The sequence below is a fragment of the Draconibacterium sp. IB214405 genome (genome assembly GCF_033963885.1).
In the GTDB taxonomy this organism is placed as follows: domain Bacteria; phylum Bacteroidota; class Bacteroidia; order Bacteroidales; family Prolixibacteraceae; genus Draconibacterium.
Genome location: NZ_JAXBMA010000005.1, coordinates 1 through 13,598, shown reverse-complemented (window position 1 = coordinate 13,598; position 13,598 = coordinate 1). Strand labels below are relative to the sequence as shown.

The 13,598-nt window shown below is 41.4% G+C and carries 9 protein-coding genes and 1 tRNA gene; 7 read left to right on the top strand and 3 right to left on the bottom strand.

Translation table 11 applies throughout. The features are described from left to right. Nucleotides 1–80: 80 nt before the first annotated feature. The 4 genes from SLH46_RS17530 (at nucleotide 81) to SLH46_RS17515 (ending at nucleotide 7,168) form a co-directional block, all read left to right on the top strand. Complete coding sequence (locus tag SLH46_RS17530) at nucleotides 81–1,007, top strand: glycoside hydrolase family 16 protein (RefSeq protein WP_320282513.1); 927 nt, start codon at nucleotides 81–83, stop codon at nucleotides 1,005–1,007. A 49-nt stretch (nucleotides 1,008–1,056) separates the two neighbouring features. Continuing rightward, nucleotides 1,057–4,101, top strand: coding sequence for a SusC/RagA family TonB-linked outer membrane protein (locus SLH46_RS17525; RefSeq protein ID WP_320282512.1), 3,045 nt, complete (start codon nucleotides 1,057–1,059; stop codon nucleotides 4,099–4,101). 12 nt (nucleotides 4,102–4,113) lie between these two features. Continuing rightward, a complete protein-coding gene (locus tag SLH46_RS17520; protein WP_320282511.1) occupies nucleotides 4,114–5,826 on the top strand; it encodes a RagB/SusD family nutrient uptake outer membrane protein in 1,713 nt (570 codons plus the stop codon). A 211-nt stretch (nucleotides 5,827–6,037) separates the two neighbouring features. Beyond that, nucleotides 6,038–7,168 (top strand): glycoside hydrolase family 88 protein, encoded by a 1,131-nt coding sequence (locus SLH46_RS17515; RefSeq protein WP_320282510.1) that lies wholly within the window; start codon nucleotides 6,038–6,040, stop codon nucleotides 7,166–7,168. Nucleotides 7,169–7,272: 104 nt separating this feature from the next. On the opposite strand, the gene SLH46_RS17510 is transcribed toward SLH46_RS17515, so the two are convergent. Further along, nucleotides 7,273–7,347, bottom strand: a tRNA-Arg gene (locus SLH46_RS17510). A gap of 145 nt (nucleotides 7,348–7,492) precedes the next feature. Between SLH46_RS17510 and SLH46_RS17505 the strand changes: the two genes are divergently transcribed. Genes SLH46_RS17505 through SLH46_RS17495 form a run of 3 tightly spaced genes read left to right on the top strand, consistent with a single transcriptional unit; the run spans nucleotide 7,493 to nucleotide 8,900 of the window. Then, nucleotides 7,493–8,275 (top strand): HD domain-containing protein, encoded by a 783-nt coding sequence (locus SLH46_RS17505; RefSeq protein ID WP_320282509.1) that lies wholly within the window; start codon nucleotides 7,493–7,495, stop codon nucleotides 8,273–8,275. Then, on the top strand, nucleotides 8,275–8,685 hold the full coding sequence (locus SLH46_RS17500; RefSeq protein WP_320282508.1) for a secondary thiamine-phosphate synthase enzyme YjbQ: 411 nt from the start codon (nucleotides 8,275–8,277) through the stop codon (nucleotides 8,683–8,685). Before SLH46_RS17505 ends, SLH46_RS17500 begins: the two co-directional genes overlap by 1 nt. Beyond that, complete coding sequence (locus SLH46_RS17495; protein ID WP_320282507.1) at nucleotides 8,685–8,900, top strand: (2Fe-2S)-binding protein; 216 nt, start codon at nucleotides 8,685–8,687, stop codon at nucleotides 8,898–8,900. Before SLH46_RS17500 ends, SLH46_RS17495 begins: the two co-directional genes overlap by 1 nt. Before the next feature lie 22 nt (nucleotides 8,901–8,922). Here the strand turns inward: SLH46_RS17495 and SLH46_RS17490 are convergent, their stop codons facing one another. Continuing rightward, nucleotides 8,923–9,870 carry a PorP/SprF family type IX secretion system membrane protein gene (locus tag SLH46_RS17490; RefSeq protein ID WP_320282506.1) on the bottom strand — a complete coding sequence of 316 codons (948 nt, stop codon included), beginning with the start codon at nucleotides 9,868–9,870 and terminating at the stop codon, nucleotides 8,923–8,925. A gap of 45 nt (nucleotides 9,871–9,915) precedes the next feature. Beyond that, a partial coding sequence (locus SLH46_RS17485; protein WP_320282505.1) for a gliding motility-associated C-terminal domain-containing protein occupies nucleotides 9,916–13,598 on the bottom strand: 3,683 nt, incomplete at its 5' end.

Here is a 13,598-nt window from a genome sequence, read left to right as displayed (position 1 = left end):
AAAATCTTACCTGAACTTTGTATTGCTTTCATTTCTCACTTATGATTAATGGGAGCAAACCATAAACAAAACTTGAACTTATGACTCGTATGAAAAATACGATAAACGTTTTCTACAGGCTATTGCTAAGCTGTATTTGCCTGTTTGGTGGCAATAAATTAGTTGTTGCCCAATTTCCTGCCAAAATTTCTGTTGATGAGAGTAATCATCAAAAATCAGGCTTCGAACTGGTTTGGGAAGATAATTTCGATATTGACGGTCATCCCAATTCGCAAAACTGGACCTATGAATATGGTTTTGTTCGCAACCGTGAATTACAATGGTACCAGCCGCAAAACGCAAATTGCGCGAATGGTATCTTAAAAATTGAAGCACGTCGCGAAAAAACATTCAACCCGAATTATAATCCACTTAGCGACGATTGGCGTTTAAACCGAGCAAATGCGGAGTATACATCAACTTGTTTAATAACAAAAGGATTGCAGGAGTGGCCTGTTAACGGGTATTTTGAGATACGTGCGAAAATCGATATTTCGAATGGTTCGTGGCCTGCGATCTGGTTACTGGGAACCGAAAAATACTGGCCTGATTGCGGCGAAATCGACATCATGGAATTTTATCGTATTAAAGATGTTCCGCATTTGCTCGCCAATGCTGCATGGGGATCGTCGTATCAAAACCAGGCCAGCTGGGACGATGCAAAAATTCCACTTTTATATTTTACCGCTTCCGATCCCTTATGGGCCGAAAAATTCCATATCTGGTCGATGAATTGGGACAGTGAAAAAATAAGTATCTACCTCGATGATGAACTGATGAACGAAATTGATTTGAAAAAAACGGTTAATACTGACGGGTACAATCCGTTCACCTCAAATCAGAAATTTTACCTCTTACTTAATCTTGCCATCGGTGCGAATGGGGGAGATCCCGATCAGACAACGTTTCCCCTAAAATTTGAGGTTGACTATGTACGTGTGTACAAACAGAATCAAAACACAAACTAAATATTAGTATTAGAACTATTTCATTTTAATAATTAAATCATGAATCTTTATGAAAAAGAAGAGTAATTTTAATCAATGCTTTTGCAGCAATCTGGTGCTAAAAACCATGGCTGTAACATTGATGCTAATCATGGTTCTCGGATCTGCTGCATTTGCCGCATCCGGAACAGCATTACAAGAAAAATCTATCACAGGAAAGGTGCTAAGTGTTAACGGTGAATCTTTACCCGGTGTTACGATTTTAGTAAAAGGAACTACCCGCGGAACCATTTCCGACGTGGATGGAAATTTCTCTATCGGCGACGTGCGTTCTGAAGATATCCTCGTTTTTTCTTTTATAGGTATGAAAGAAGTTGAGGTTGCAGTAGGCGATCAAAGCAGTATTCAAATTACAATGGAAGATGCCGTAATTGGTGTTGATGAAGTTGTGGTGGTTGGTTACGGTACACAAAAGAAATCGGATATTACCGGTTCTGTAAGTTCTGTATCCGAAGAACGACTGGCCAAAATTCCGGTTTCAAACGTTATGCAGGCGGTACAGGGATCGGTTTCAGGTGTTAATATCACACAGGTATCATCTATTCCTGGTGAAGCACCTTCTATTTTGGTTCGCGGTGGTGGATCTTTAACCGCATCAACAAGTCCTTATGTTGTTGTTGACGGTATTCCTATTTCAAAAATGGGAGGATCTATCAACGATATCAACCCTAACGACATCAAATCAATCGAGATTTTGAAAGATGCTTCTGCAACGGCAATTTATGGTATGAATGGTGCAAATGGTGTTATTCTTATCACGACAAAAAGCGGAAAATCTTCAACCCCAACAATCAAATATTCTGGTTACGTTGGAGTAGAAGAATTTGCTCACATTCCTGAGATGGTTTCAACCGATGAATTACTTGCACGTTATGCAGAAGGAAACCGAATTAATGGTTCTCCATTGTATCAGGCTCCGGTTAAATACCAATACGAGGTAGAAAATTACGAAAACGGTCATACAATCGACTGGATTGATGAAGTTTCGCAAACCGGTATTCAGCAAAATCATAATGTTAGTATTTCCGGTGGAAGCGAAAACCTGACTTACTACATCTCGGGTGATTTATTAGACCAAAAAGGTGTTGTAAAAGGTTATAACTACAAACGTAATTCAATACGTACAAATATTGATGCACAGGTTACAAAATACCTGAAAGTTGGAACCAACTCATCGATTGTTTATCACAACCGCGATGGTGGCCGCGCAAACCTGTTAAATGCAGAGGCAATGAGTCCTTACGGAAGAATGTACGAAGAAGACGGTAGCTACACAATTTACCCAATGTTTGGCGAAACTTTGTGGGCGAACCCAATGCTTCCAACAACTACTAATCCTGAGCGTCGTCAGTTCAACGTTAACCTAAATGGTTTTGCCTATGTTACGTTTGGCGATATCTGGAAACCACTTACCGGATTAACTTACCGCCTGAATGCAGGTCATTCTACTATTCAAAGCCGCAGCAGTAATTATACCGGTGAATCAGTAAACGATTTGCTTGGTACTGCTTCAATTTCAAGAAGTGAAACACAAGCGTATACCATCGAAAATATTTTGCGTTACGATTACGATGTAAACAAGCACCACATCGACCTTACAGGTGTTTATTCTTCACAAGAAAGAGAGTACAACACTAACTGGGCACAAGCGAGCGACTTTGTAAACGACGAGCTTGGATGGAACAGAATGCAGGCAGGTGCCAGCTCAAGTGTTAGTTCTTATGCCGATCGTTATGCAGCGGTTTCGCAAATGGGACGTTTAAACTATTCATACGATAGCCGTTACCTGTTTACAGTTACTGTTCGTCGCGATGGTTCATCGGTTTTTGCCGACGGTATGAAATACGGTACATTCCCATCTGTAGCTCTTGGATGGAACATTCGTCATGAGAGCTTCATGCAGAGTGCAGAAAACATTACCAACCTGAAATTGCGTTTATCGTATGGTAAATCAGGAAACGAGGCTGTTGGTGTTTACCGCACGTTTACAACAATGGCCGACCGACAAATTCCATTTGGCGGATCAACAAACATTGCCATGGTTACCGATCGTTTAGGTAACGGCGATTTAAGCTGGGAGACAAAAGAAAGTTTGAACCTTGGTTTGGATTTTGGTTTCTTCGATAACCGAATCAATGGTTCGCTTGATGTGTATTCTGCTAATAACTCAGACTTGTTGCTGTCGCGTAAATTGCCATCAGCTTCAGGATTTGGTTCTGTAACAGCAAACATTGGTGAAACCTCTACTAAAGGTATCGAACTTACACTGAATACTGTAAACGTTGCCACAGCCAACTTCAAATGGAACAGTTCGATTGTATTCTCTAACAGCAAAACAGAGATCGTTGAATTGTATGGCGATGGCCTTGATGATATTGGAAGTGGTTGGTTCCTTGGTGAGCCTATCGGAGTTATCCGCGACTACAAGAAAGTGGGTATCTGGCAAGAAAGCGAAATTGCAAATGGCGATCATTTAGAATGGGACCCTGTTGCAAAAGCCGGTGATGTAAAATTGGAAGACATCAACAACGATGGTGTTATTAGCGACGACGACCGTGTTATTCTTGGTCAAACAGCTCCAAAATGGACCGGTGGTTTAACCAACACTTTCTCGTATAAAAACTTCACACTGAACGTATTTATTCAAACTGTTCAGGGAGCGATGCGAAACAATTCGCATATTGGTATGGCTTCCGACGAAATCGAGCGTAGAAACAGTTTCGCTGAAATTGGTTACTGGACACCTGAAAACCAAAGCAACGAATGGCGTTCGCTGAATAAAAACTCAAATCCTCACGGATACGGATTCCCGGTTAAAAATAACTTCACCCGTATTAAAGACGTAACACTTAATTACGATATACCTCAGCATTTGCTCGACAAAGCCGGTATTAGTGCTTTAAGCGTGTACCTGAGCGGACGTAACCTTTACACCTTCACCGATTGGATCGGTTGGGACCCTGAAGAACGCGATACACAACGTGGCTGGTCGAATTGGGAAATCAATTACCCGGCAGTAAGAACAATTGTTTTTGGTATTAATCTTACTCTATAAAAGAATACAACAATGAAGAAGAATAAATTTCACATATTAATAGTGATGGCGCTAACTTTTATAGCCATCTCTTGCAGCGAAGACTTTTTGGATGAGACACCGTATTCTTCGTATGCGCCTGAAACATTAACCGACGAAGCCGGTATTGAAGCCGCTTTAAAAGGGTTGCACTATAATTTTGGTAGAATCTGGACCTGGTCAGATCAACAAGGATGGGCTGGTGTTTGGCAGGATGGAACCGATGTATGTTCTCCTGGCGGTGTTCAGGGTGTAGAAATTCCGTTTTTTAAATACGAAGACCTGAATTCTGAAAATGCCGCAGTTAGTTACATGTGGTCGATGTGTTACCTGATCATCAACAATGCAAACAATGCAATGGTAGCAATCGGCGAAGATGGCGATCCTGCAAAAATGGCCGAAGCACGATTTTTCCGTGGATACTGTTATAACATTCTGGCTACACTTTATGGCGATGTTCCGTTACTGGTTGAGCCAACAGCATCTGCCAGAACAGATTTAGAGCGCACACCTGTTGCTCAGGTAAACGCACAAATTGTTGAAGATTTGAAATATGCAGCAGAGAACTTACCTGATATCACGGGTACAGTAAGCGAAAGTCGTGCCAATAAGCACATGGCTATGCAAAGTCTGGGTGAAGTGTATTTGCGTTTAGATCAACCTGGCGAAGCAGAAACTGTATTAACTAACATTATCAACAGCGGACTTTTCTCGATTGTTGAAGAACGTTATGGTGTTGCTATCGATGTAAATGGCGACTATTTCAGCGACATGTTCAAGTTTGGTAATCAGCGTCGTTCTGAAGGAAACTCGGAAGCGATCTGGACATTTGAACTCGAGTACAACAAAGGTGGAATTTCTGGTGGATTTACAAATGCACCTCAGCAACGTCGTAACTGGGTACCGGCTTATCACAACGTTCCGGGAATGACTTACGTTTACGATGGTGTTGACGAAAGTTTTGTGCATCCATACGGAGGTCGTGGTAACGGTCGTATTCGCCCAAGTAACTGGGTTAAATACGAGTTATATGATGAAGGCGACATTCGTAACTCTGAAAACAATATTACACGAACAATGTACTACAACTCTGTTGGTTATAGCGCAACCTGGGGTGTAGATGCAAACGGTTACAGAGTTTCAGCGGATTCACCGGATGCAGTTAAAGTAGTAGAAGTTCAGGAAGGTGATACTGCATTAATTGCAGCCAGCGACACGCTGGAAGTTGCATTCCCTTATACACGCAAATGGGATTCGTTCGACCCTACTGATCAGTGGGGATGGACAAATATTAAGGATTTCCCAATTATGCGTTTCGGCGAAACTTACCTGCTTCGTGCTGAAGCTCGTTTGAAAAACGGAAATACTGCGGGCGCTGCCGACGATATTAACGTTTTACGCGACCGTGCCTTCAAAGCTTCACGCGAAGAAAGTGGCGACAGCGATTTAGGAAAAGTATCGTCATCTGATATCGACCTCAACTTTATTTTGGATGAACGTGCACGCGAATTGTTTGCTGAAGAAAACCGTCGTATGACATTGATGCGCACCAAAACATTGGTTGAGCGTGCAGCTCTGAATACCGAAAGTACGATAAAAGGTACAATTAGTGGAATTAGTGAGATAAACCTGTTGTTACCTATTCCTTTAAGCGAAATCCAACGTAATAAAGATGTTCAATGGGAACAAAACCCGGGATATAATTAGGAATTTTCTGTAACCACGAATTAATACTCGATGGTTCATTAGTTTAGTTAGATTTGTTTGAGTATTATAGAAATGCCCTTCGGGGCATTTCTTATTCTTTTTAAGTTTGAAGCAATTTTAAAACGATTCGGTCATGTTAAAAACCACTTCCTTTCTCGTAATACTTCTCTTGTTTATGGGATGCAAAACACCTGATAAAAATAATACGTCATTGAGTTTGATTATTGATCAATCGCTTGAACGTGCCACACAGCAAAGTTTATTAATGGCTGAGTCGTTAAAGGATCAACCGGACAAACTACCTCAAACAATCGATAAGGAGGGGAGACTAGTAACCTGTAATTCGGATTGGTGGGTAAGTGGATTTTTCCCCGGTGTTTTATGGTATTTGTATGAAAACTCACCTTCAGACTCTTTAAAACAATGGGCCGAAAACTTCACTTTGCGCGTTGAAGACCAGCAATACACAACCGATAACCACGATGTGGGTTTTATGATCTTCTGTAGTTTCGGAAACGGCTATCGTATTACCGGAAATCCTGCATACAAAGACGTGATTCACAATGCGTCGAAATCGTTGATTACACGTTTTAATCCAACTATTGGCTGTATTCGTTCGTGGGATTATGCCAGCTGGAGCGCCCAGTGGCAGTACCCGGTTATCATCGACAATATGATGAACCTGGAACTATTGGAATGGAGTGCGAGAGCATTTAATGATACTACTTTTAGTCATGTTGCCCGCACACATGCAAATACAACAATGAAAAATCATTTTCGCGATGATTACAGCAGTTACCATGTAATTTCGTACGATACGATTACCGGAGCAGTTGAAAAGAAAAACACTTCGCAGGGATATTCTGATAATTCGGCTTGGGCACGCGGTCAGGCTTGGGGCCTTTACGGATACACCATGATGTATCGTGAAACAGGAAATAGGCCTTATTTAGAACAGGCAAAAAATATTGCCGATTATATAATCAATCACCCCAATTTGCCCGAAGATAAAATTCCATATTGGGATTTTAATGCACCCGATATTCCCAATGCTTTGCGAGATGCATCGGCAGGTGCAATTATGTGTTCTGCATTGATTGAATTGAGTGGTTATTGTTCTGCCGAAAAAGGAGAGGAGTATCTTGATGTTGCCGAAAAACAACTTCGTACACTAAGCTCTGACGAATATCTTGCAGTACCGGGTACCAACGGAAACTTTATTCTAAAACACAGTGTTGGTCATATGCCAAATAGGAGTGAGGTTGACGTACCGCTGAGCTATGCCGATTATTATTATATCGAAGCGCTTATGCGAATGAAAAAGGTGATTGCCCGAGAATAAGCAATCCGATAATATCATTATCAGTTCTGTAAATAAACCGATACTTCTACATCTTTCTGAGTTTTAATCTCCAAAATAAAAAAAGCCGCATTTTAAGCGGCTTTTGGTGATCCCCACGGGACTCGAACCCATATCGTCAGAACCGGAATCTGAAATTCTATCCATTGAACTAGGGGACCCGATTCGGCTGCAAAAGTAACAAAATTCCCGAATGTGTATGTCTTAATTCCAGGTTAGGTTTCTAATAAATGTTGATAAAATACCCTGTTCCCGGCAGCTCTCATTTTTTTATATCGCTACATTTGCCAGCATAAACAGATGAGTATGGAGAAGAGGGCCGATTTGGCTTTGAAGAAGTTTAACGATTACGTAGATTCTTTTTCAGGATGGAGTGAAGATCAGATTAAAAACCTGGAAATAAAGCGGGAGCATTCGTTTCGAGTTGCACAGCTTGCCACTATGCTGGCAGGAAAAATGGAACTTAATGAAACGGAAACTTACCTGGCTTATCTGATAGGTTTGTTTCATGATATCGGAAGGTTTAAACAGTTAAAAGAGTTCAATACTTTTAACGATGCAAAGTCAGTTGACCATGCTGATTATGCTGTTGAGATTTTAAAAGAAAACAACTTTTTTGAAGATCTTGATGAGGGGCAGATAAATTTGATTCTTTTGGCAATCAGCCAGCACAATAAACTTGGCTTGTCAAAAAAAATGAGCGATAAAGAACGCCTCTTCGCCCAATTGATAAGAGATGCGGATAAGTTGGATATTTTACGGGTGTTAACCGATTATTATACCAATCCGAAAGCTACTCCAAATCATACCTTAACCTGGGAAATGCCACGAGGCGTTGCGGTTTCTCCCAAGGTTTCGAAACAAATTCTGAATGGAGATTTGGTATCGAAAGACACCGTTGCAAGCGAATTGGATATTAAAGTTATGCAACTTTCGTGGGTGTACGATTTAAACTACAGGCAATCTTTTGAGGTAATGGTGGAGAACCGTTATGTGGATAAAATCTACAACTCGATGCCAAAAAATGATACGGTAATCGAAATCTACAGAAAAATAAAAGTTTATATCGAAAATAAAGTGATCGCCTGATGCAGCAAACAATAACGGTTTCTACGCCACGACATAATATTTTAGTTGATATTACTTCGGAAGTTGAAGCTGTTGTGAAATCATCGGGCATACATACCGGGTTGGTGAATGTTTATGTTCAGGGTGCGACGGCAGGAATAATGATTCAGGAAAACTGGGACGACTCGGTACAGAACGATGTGGTTAGTCTGATGAATAAGTTAATTCCGGCCGATGTTTGGGAACACGATGCGCAGGATAATAATGGCGATTCGCATTTAAAAGCCGGACTGGTTGGTCCGGGCGAAACAATTCCAATTGTAAATGGGAAAATGGGTTTGTCCACCTGGCAAAATATCTTTTTGTGTGAGTTTGATGGACCACGTACTACCCGTAATGTAGTTGTAACGCTTTTTAATTCCGAAAAATAATGGCAAACAGACTGGTGTGCATGTGTAATTTTGTTGATGAAAAGGAGATTAAACAACTGCTTGAAAAGGGAGCTGATTCAACCGCCCAGATTCAATCGTTAACGCGTGCCGGAACTTCGTGTGGACGATGTTTACCGGTTATTGATGATTTGGTTGAACAGCATTCAAAAACAAAACCCAAGCCACAACAAGGAAAGTTGCGACTCGGGTTCTAAACACAACATCAAAATATATTTTCTAGAAGTATCTTGGTGATACTACTTTTTCTTTCTTGAATTTTAATTCGTACGAGATCATTACCTCATGTGTTCCGTTGTTGTAATTTTGCAAGTTTGTTGTTGAAAAATCGATGGCATAACCCAACCGAAGTTTCTCTGCAAACAGGAACTGAGCAATAAAACCATACGAATCGCCTGAACGCCACATCGCACCTAACCACAGTTTTTCTTTAATCAGGAAGTTTCCTGATAAATCGAACTGAACAGGAGTACCGGTTTCCGAGGTAAACGAAGCTTTTGTTAAAGCCGTTGGTTTGAATTTCACATTCTCACCCAAATCGAATACCGCACCGGCAATCAGGAAGTAGTGACGCATTTGTGCTTCTACCGAAAAGTTGTCGTAATCGTTATCGAAAGTACTGTTTACAATCCTTGGAATAGAGAATCCCAAATAAGCTCTTTTACTGTAAAGGAATGCTCCAACTCCAAAGTTTGGTTTTAGTTTCGAGTCGATTTCTCCAACAAATGAAGGATCTCCCGGATCAAGAATATTATGCAAGGCCAGGTTGTGCGAGTAGTTGGTAAAACCACCTTTCAAACCCATACGCAGGTTCAATGTTTCGCTTAATGGCACCAGGTACGAATAATCGGCGAACATATATAACCTTTTTACATATTGCACTTTATCGCTGATGAGGTTGAATCCTAAGGCTACTCTTTCATTTTTAAGAGGAGCCTGGAACGAAAAGGAGTATGTTTCGGGAGCACCATCGAAACCAGTCCATTGGTGACGCCCGAGTAACATAAATCCTACTGATTCCCATGTCCCGGCATAAGCCGGGTTTATGGTTTGTGTATTGAACATGTATTGTGTATACATTGGATCTTGCTGAGCATTTGAGGTAAATGCTGATAAAACTATTGCCAGAATCCCTAAACCTTTGATTATATTTAATTTTGCTTTCATCGTTTTAAATTTTTTCAGATTTAACATTCATTAATTATTAATCAATTAATTATTTAGGAATATAGTTCCGGTAATCGCTTTACTACCATCGTTCAGGTAGAGGATGTAGAAGTAGGTTGCCGCAGGCAGTTTATCTTTGCCGATCTGCATATCGTGCATCGATGTTCCGTCCCACCACGCATCGGTACTTCCCCAACGCGATACATTACCATAGTTCTCTTTCTCATAGATCAGGTTACCCCAGCGGTTAAAGATCTCTATTCGGGCTTCCGGATATGCTTCTTCAAAAGTCTGTTCTCCTTCAGCACAAATAAACCTTATTTCGAAGTAGTCGTTGTAACCATCCTGGTTTGGAGAGAATCCGTCAGGAATATTCCGTACGCATCCTTCAACCTGGAATGTGTCTACCACCTCAGGTCTTTCGTAGATATCCCTCCAGTCGCGGATGTTATTAGCTGTATCGGCAGCCATATCCTGTAATGGTGCACCTGAACCAATTGCATTTCGTCCATGCAACCATTCGCCTCTGGTATCGTAGGTATCGTATGCATCATCAAGACCATCTCCATCAGAGTCTACTCCACTCCATTCAACATCAGCAACAGTATCGTGCTCATTTGCATCCCAGCCTTCAATATAATCAGGTATTCCATCATTGTCTGAGTCTGGATCCTGGTGATCAGGAATTTCATCCATATCCATATCAAATAGTGGGTAGTAGTATATGTTCTCGTTGTCTTCGTCATACTGGTCATCCCAGCCGTCACCGTCTGAATCGACTCCAAGTGGCGGATAGTAATCAAATTCGAGATCAATACCATTAAATATTTCAGCACTATATGCTCCTTCAGGAATGTTCTGTTGCCACTCTATGTTGTCAACAATACCATCATCGTCAGAGTCAATATCTAAACGGTCAACAATTCCGTCACCATCAGTGTCAATGTCTCCATCACTTGGGTCGTCATTAACAGGACTTTGTTCGTGTATATCAAGGATACCATCATCGTCATCGTCAATATCGTCAAGGTCAGGTACTCCGTCGCAATCTGTGTCAAGAAGTACATGGATCGTTACCTCAGCAGTGTCGCAGTTATCAGTAATAAATGTATCGCACACAGCATAGGTGAGTGTAAGAACAGCCTCATTTGCAGCTTCGTTTACATAAACCAATTCTCCATCAGTAACACTAATGCCCTCTGGTATATCGGTAAGTATATTGAAGCTTACACCGCCGCGTGTAAATCCTTCATCGTTGGCAAACAAGTCGATGTCTCCCGATACTCTTCCACCAGGACAGTAAATCAAGGTAAGCACATCTGCATTTGCTCTCAATACTTCAGTCTCAACACAACGGATACCAAAGTCAAGTGTTAAATCAACTCTGTTTGTTGCATTTATTTCGGCAGACTTAGGTCCGCTTGTTGCACCACAGCTAACAAATTCACTATCGTATAAAATTGTTCCGTTTTTAGTGAGCATCGCACTTTTGAACTCAGGTAATATCTTCACTAAGCCCGAAGCTTCCAGCTGTTGTGCATAAGCTTCGATGAATGCATCAGGTACCAGCGTTGCAGTGTAAGTACCCCAGGTATCTTCAGTATTGCCCGGTCTTGTTCTCCAGTATCCGATAATACCAACGATTACGTCTTTAACATAGCCATTAGGTCCTTCTATATGGATGTTTGGTGTTGTTACACTACCATAAAGGCCAGCCTTGTTCAATTCTCCTTCGTTTTGTGGTCCGGAGTAGCTTCCGTCGCCATTCAGGTCAATCCATTCCCATGCGGCTAAATCAACGTATCCATTGGCATCAGGTATATTCTGAGTTACCAGGTCGTCGTCGTTTGCATCGTACCATTCATCCTGAATTCCGTTTCCATTCAGATCGTACCATACAAAGTCACCCAGTACTGCAAGATCTGACAATTCGTACCCAAAGTCATTAGTTTGGAATTCACATTCTTCAATTGTTGTAAAGAATAAACTTGATTCGGTTGGGTAGTAACCCTGACCATTCAAATTAGCATCCTGAACCTGAACCAGGTAATCGCCAGGAACCATATTGGTAAAGTAGTATTCGCCGGCAGCATTTGTAATCTGCATAATAATGTCACCCGGTGTTTCTCCCTGAGGAATTAACATTACCATAGCACCTGGAAGAGGAGCTCCGGTTAATGTATCATAAACGATACCATCGATGCGGGTCTGACCTTCACAAATTACTGTAACAGTAAAGCTGCATGAATCAGTGTTTCCACATTCGTCAACAGCAGTGTAAGTAACTGTTGTAACTCCAAGTGGATATAAACCGCTTGCATCAGTGGTTCCATTAAAGTCATTCGAATAAGTTACATCTCCACAGTTGTCCGAAACAAGTGGTAGTGGAATTTCCACAATTGCATCCGGATCGTCTGCGTCAATACTTACTACAACATCTTCCGGACATTCAATTACCGGAGCTGTCGTATCTATAATGCTGAATTCTGCTGTTGTAAATACAGAGTTTCCGCAATCATCAGTCGCAGTGAAAGTAACTATAGCAGAACCAGTGCTTCCACAACCCGGAGTAAGTGACTCAAAGTCATTAGTCCATGTTATATTACCAACTGCAACTTCTGCTTCACCAGTGGTTCCATTTGTATTTAACCAGTTCTCAAGAACACCATCGATTCCTTCAGCACCACATTCAACAGTTAAATCGCTGGCATCGCTGATTAATTCAAGAGGTTCAAGAATTGTCAGATTCAATGTAATTGTTAGCGTACAACCGTTGTCATTTTCACTAAGAATAGTGTATGTGCCACTTTCAGTGTATGTAGTTCCATTAAGGGTGTAGCTCTCACATTCTGTTATGTTCAGCGTTTGTTCACCACTTTCAAGTATTGTTAATACAAGGGTAGCAATTGAATCACATCCGGCAGCATTTTCCGTTTCAAACGTATATGTACCGCTCTGAGTATAGGTTGAATCGTTCCATGTGTATGAATCACATTGAGTAATCTGAGTTATACTGGAAGTACTTTGAATAACATTTAAAACAAGAATTGAATCAGGCGCACAGTTAGCACCTTCGTATTGTACAGTGCTGTCTCCGTCAGTACCAAGGTAAGTAACGCCGTCCACATCCCATGTGAATGTTTCATTCGAGCAAATTGTCGTATCCGTTACGATTGGTTCTGGTTCCGGAGTTACGGTAATATTCAGTACAGTATCCGGCGCACAGTTGGCACCTTCGTAATGAACAGTAGTATCACCCTCAGTACCGAAGTATTCCACTCCGTCCACAGTCCATGTATAAGATTCATCCGAACAGATGGTTTCGTTTGTAACGATTGGTTCTGGTTCCGGAGTTACGGTAATATTCAATACAGTATCCGGCGCACAGTTGGCGCCTTCGTAATGAACAGTAGTATCGCCGTCCGTACCGAAGTATTCCACTCCGTCCACAGTCCATGTATAAGATTCATCCGAACAGATGGTTTCGTTTGTAACGATTGGTTCTGGTTCCGGAGTTACGGTAATATTCAGTACAGTATCCGGCGCACAGTTGGCACCTTCGTAATGAACAGTAGTATCGCCGTCCGTACCGAAGTATTCCACTCCGTCCACAGTCCATGTATAAGATTCATCCGAACAGATGGTTTCGTTTGTAACGATCGGAACAGGTTCCGGAGTTACTTTAATATTCAATACAGTATCCGGCGCACAGTTGGCACCTTCGTAAT

Excerpts from the sequence above, each read along its gene's own strand:
- SLH46_RS17505 (WP_320282509.1), top strand. The coding sequence starts at position 7,493 with ATGGAGAAGAGGGCCGATTTGGCTTTGAAGAAGTTTAACGATTACGTA.
- SLH46_RS17525 (WP_320282512.1), top strand. The coding sequence starts at position 1,057 with ATGAAAAAGAAGAGTAATTTTAATCAATGCTTTTGCAGCAATCTGGTG.
- SLH46_RS17500 (WP_320282508.1), top strand. The coding sequence starts at position 8,275 with ATGCAGCAAACAATAACGGTTTCTACGCCACGACATAATATTTTAGTT.
- SLH46_RS17520 (WP_320282511.1), top strand. The coding sequence starts at position 4,114 with ATGAAGAAGAATAAATTTCACATATTAATAGTGATGGCGCTAACTTTT.
- SLH46_RS17530 (WP_320282513.1), top strand. The coding sequence starts at position 81 with ATGACTCGTATGAAAAATACGATAAACGTTTTCTACAGGCTATTGCTA.
- SLH46_RS17490 (WP_320282506.1), bottom strand. The coding sequence starts at position 9,870 with ATGAAAGCAAAATTAAATATAATCAAAGGTTTAGGGATTCTGGCAATA.
- SLH46_RS17495 (WP_320282507.1), top strand. The coding sequence starts at position 8,685 with ATGGCAAACAGACTGGTGTGCATGTGTAATTTTGTTGATGAAAAGGAG.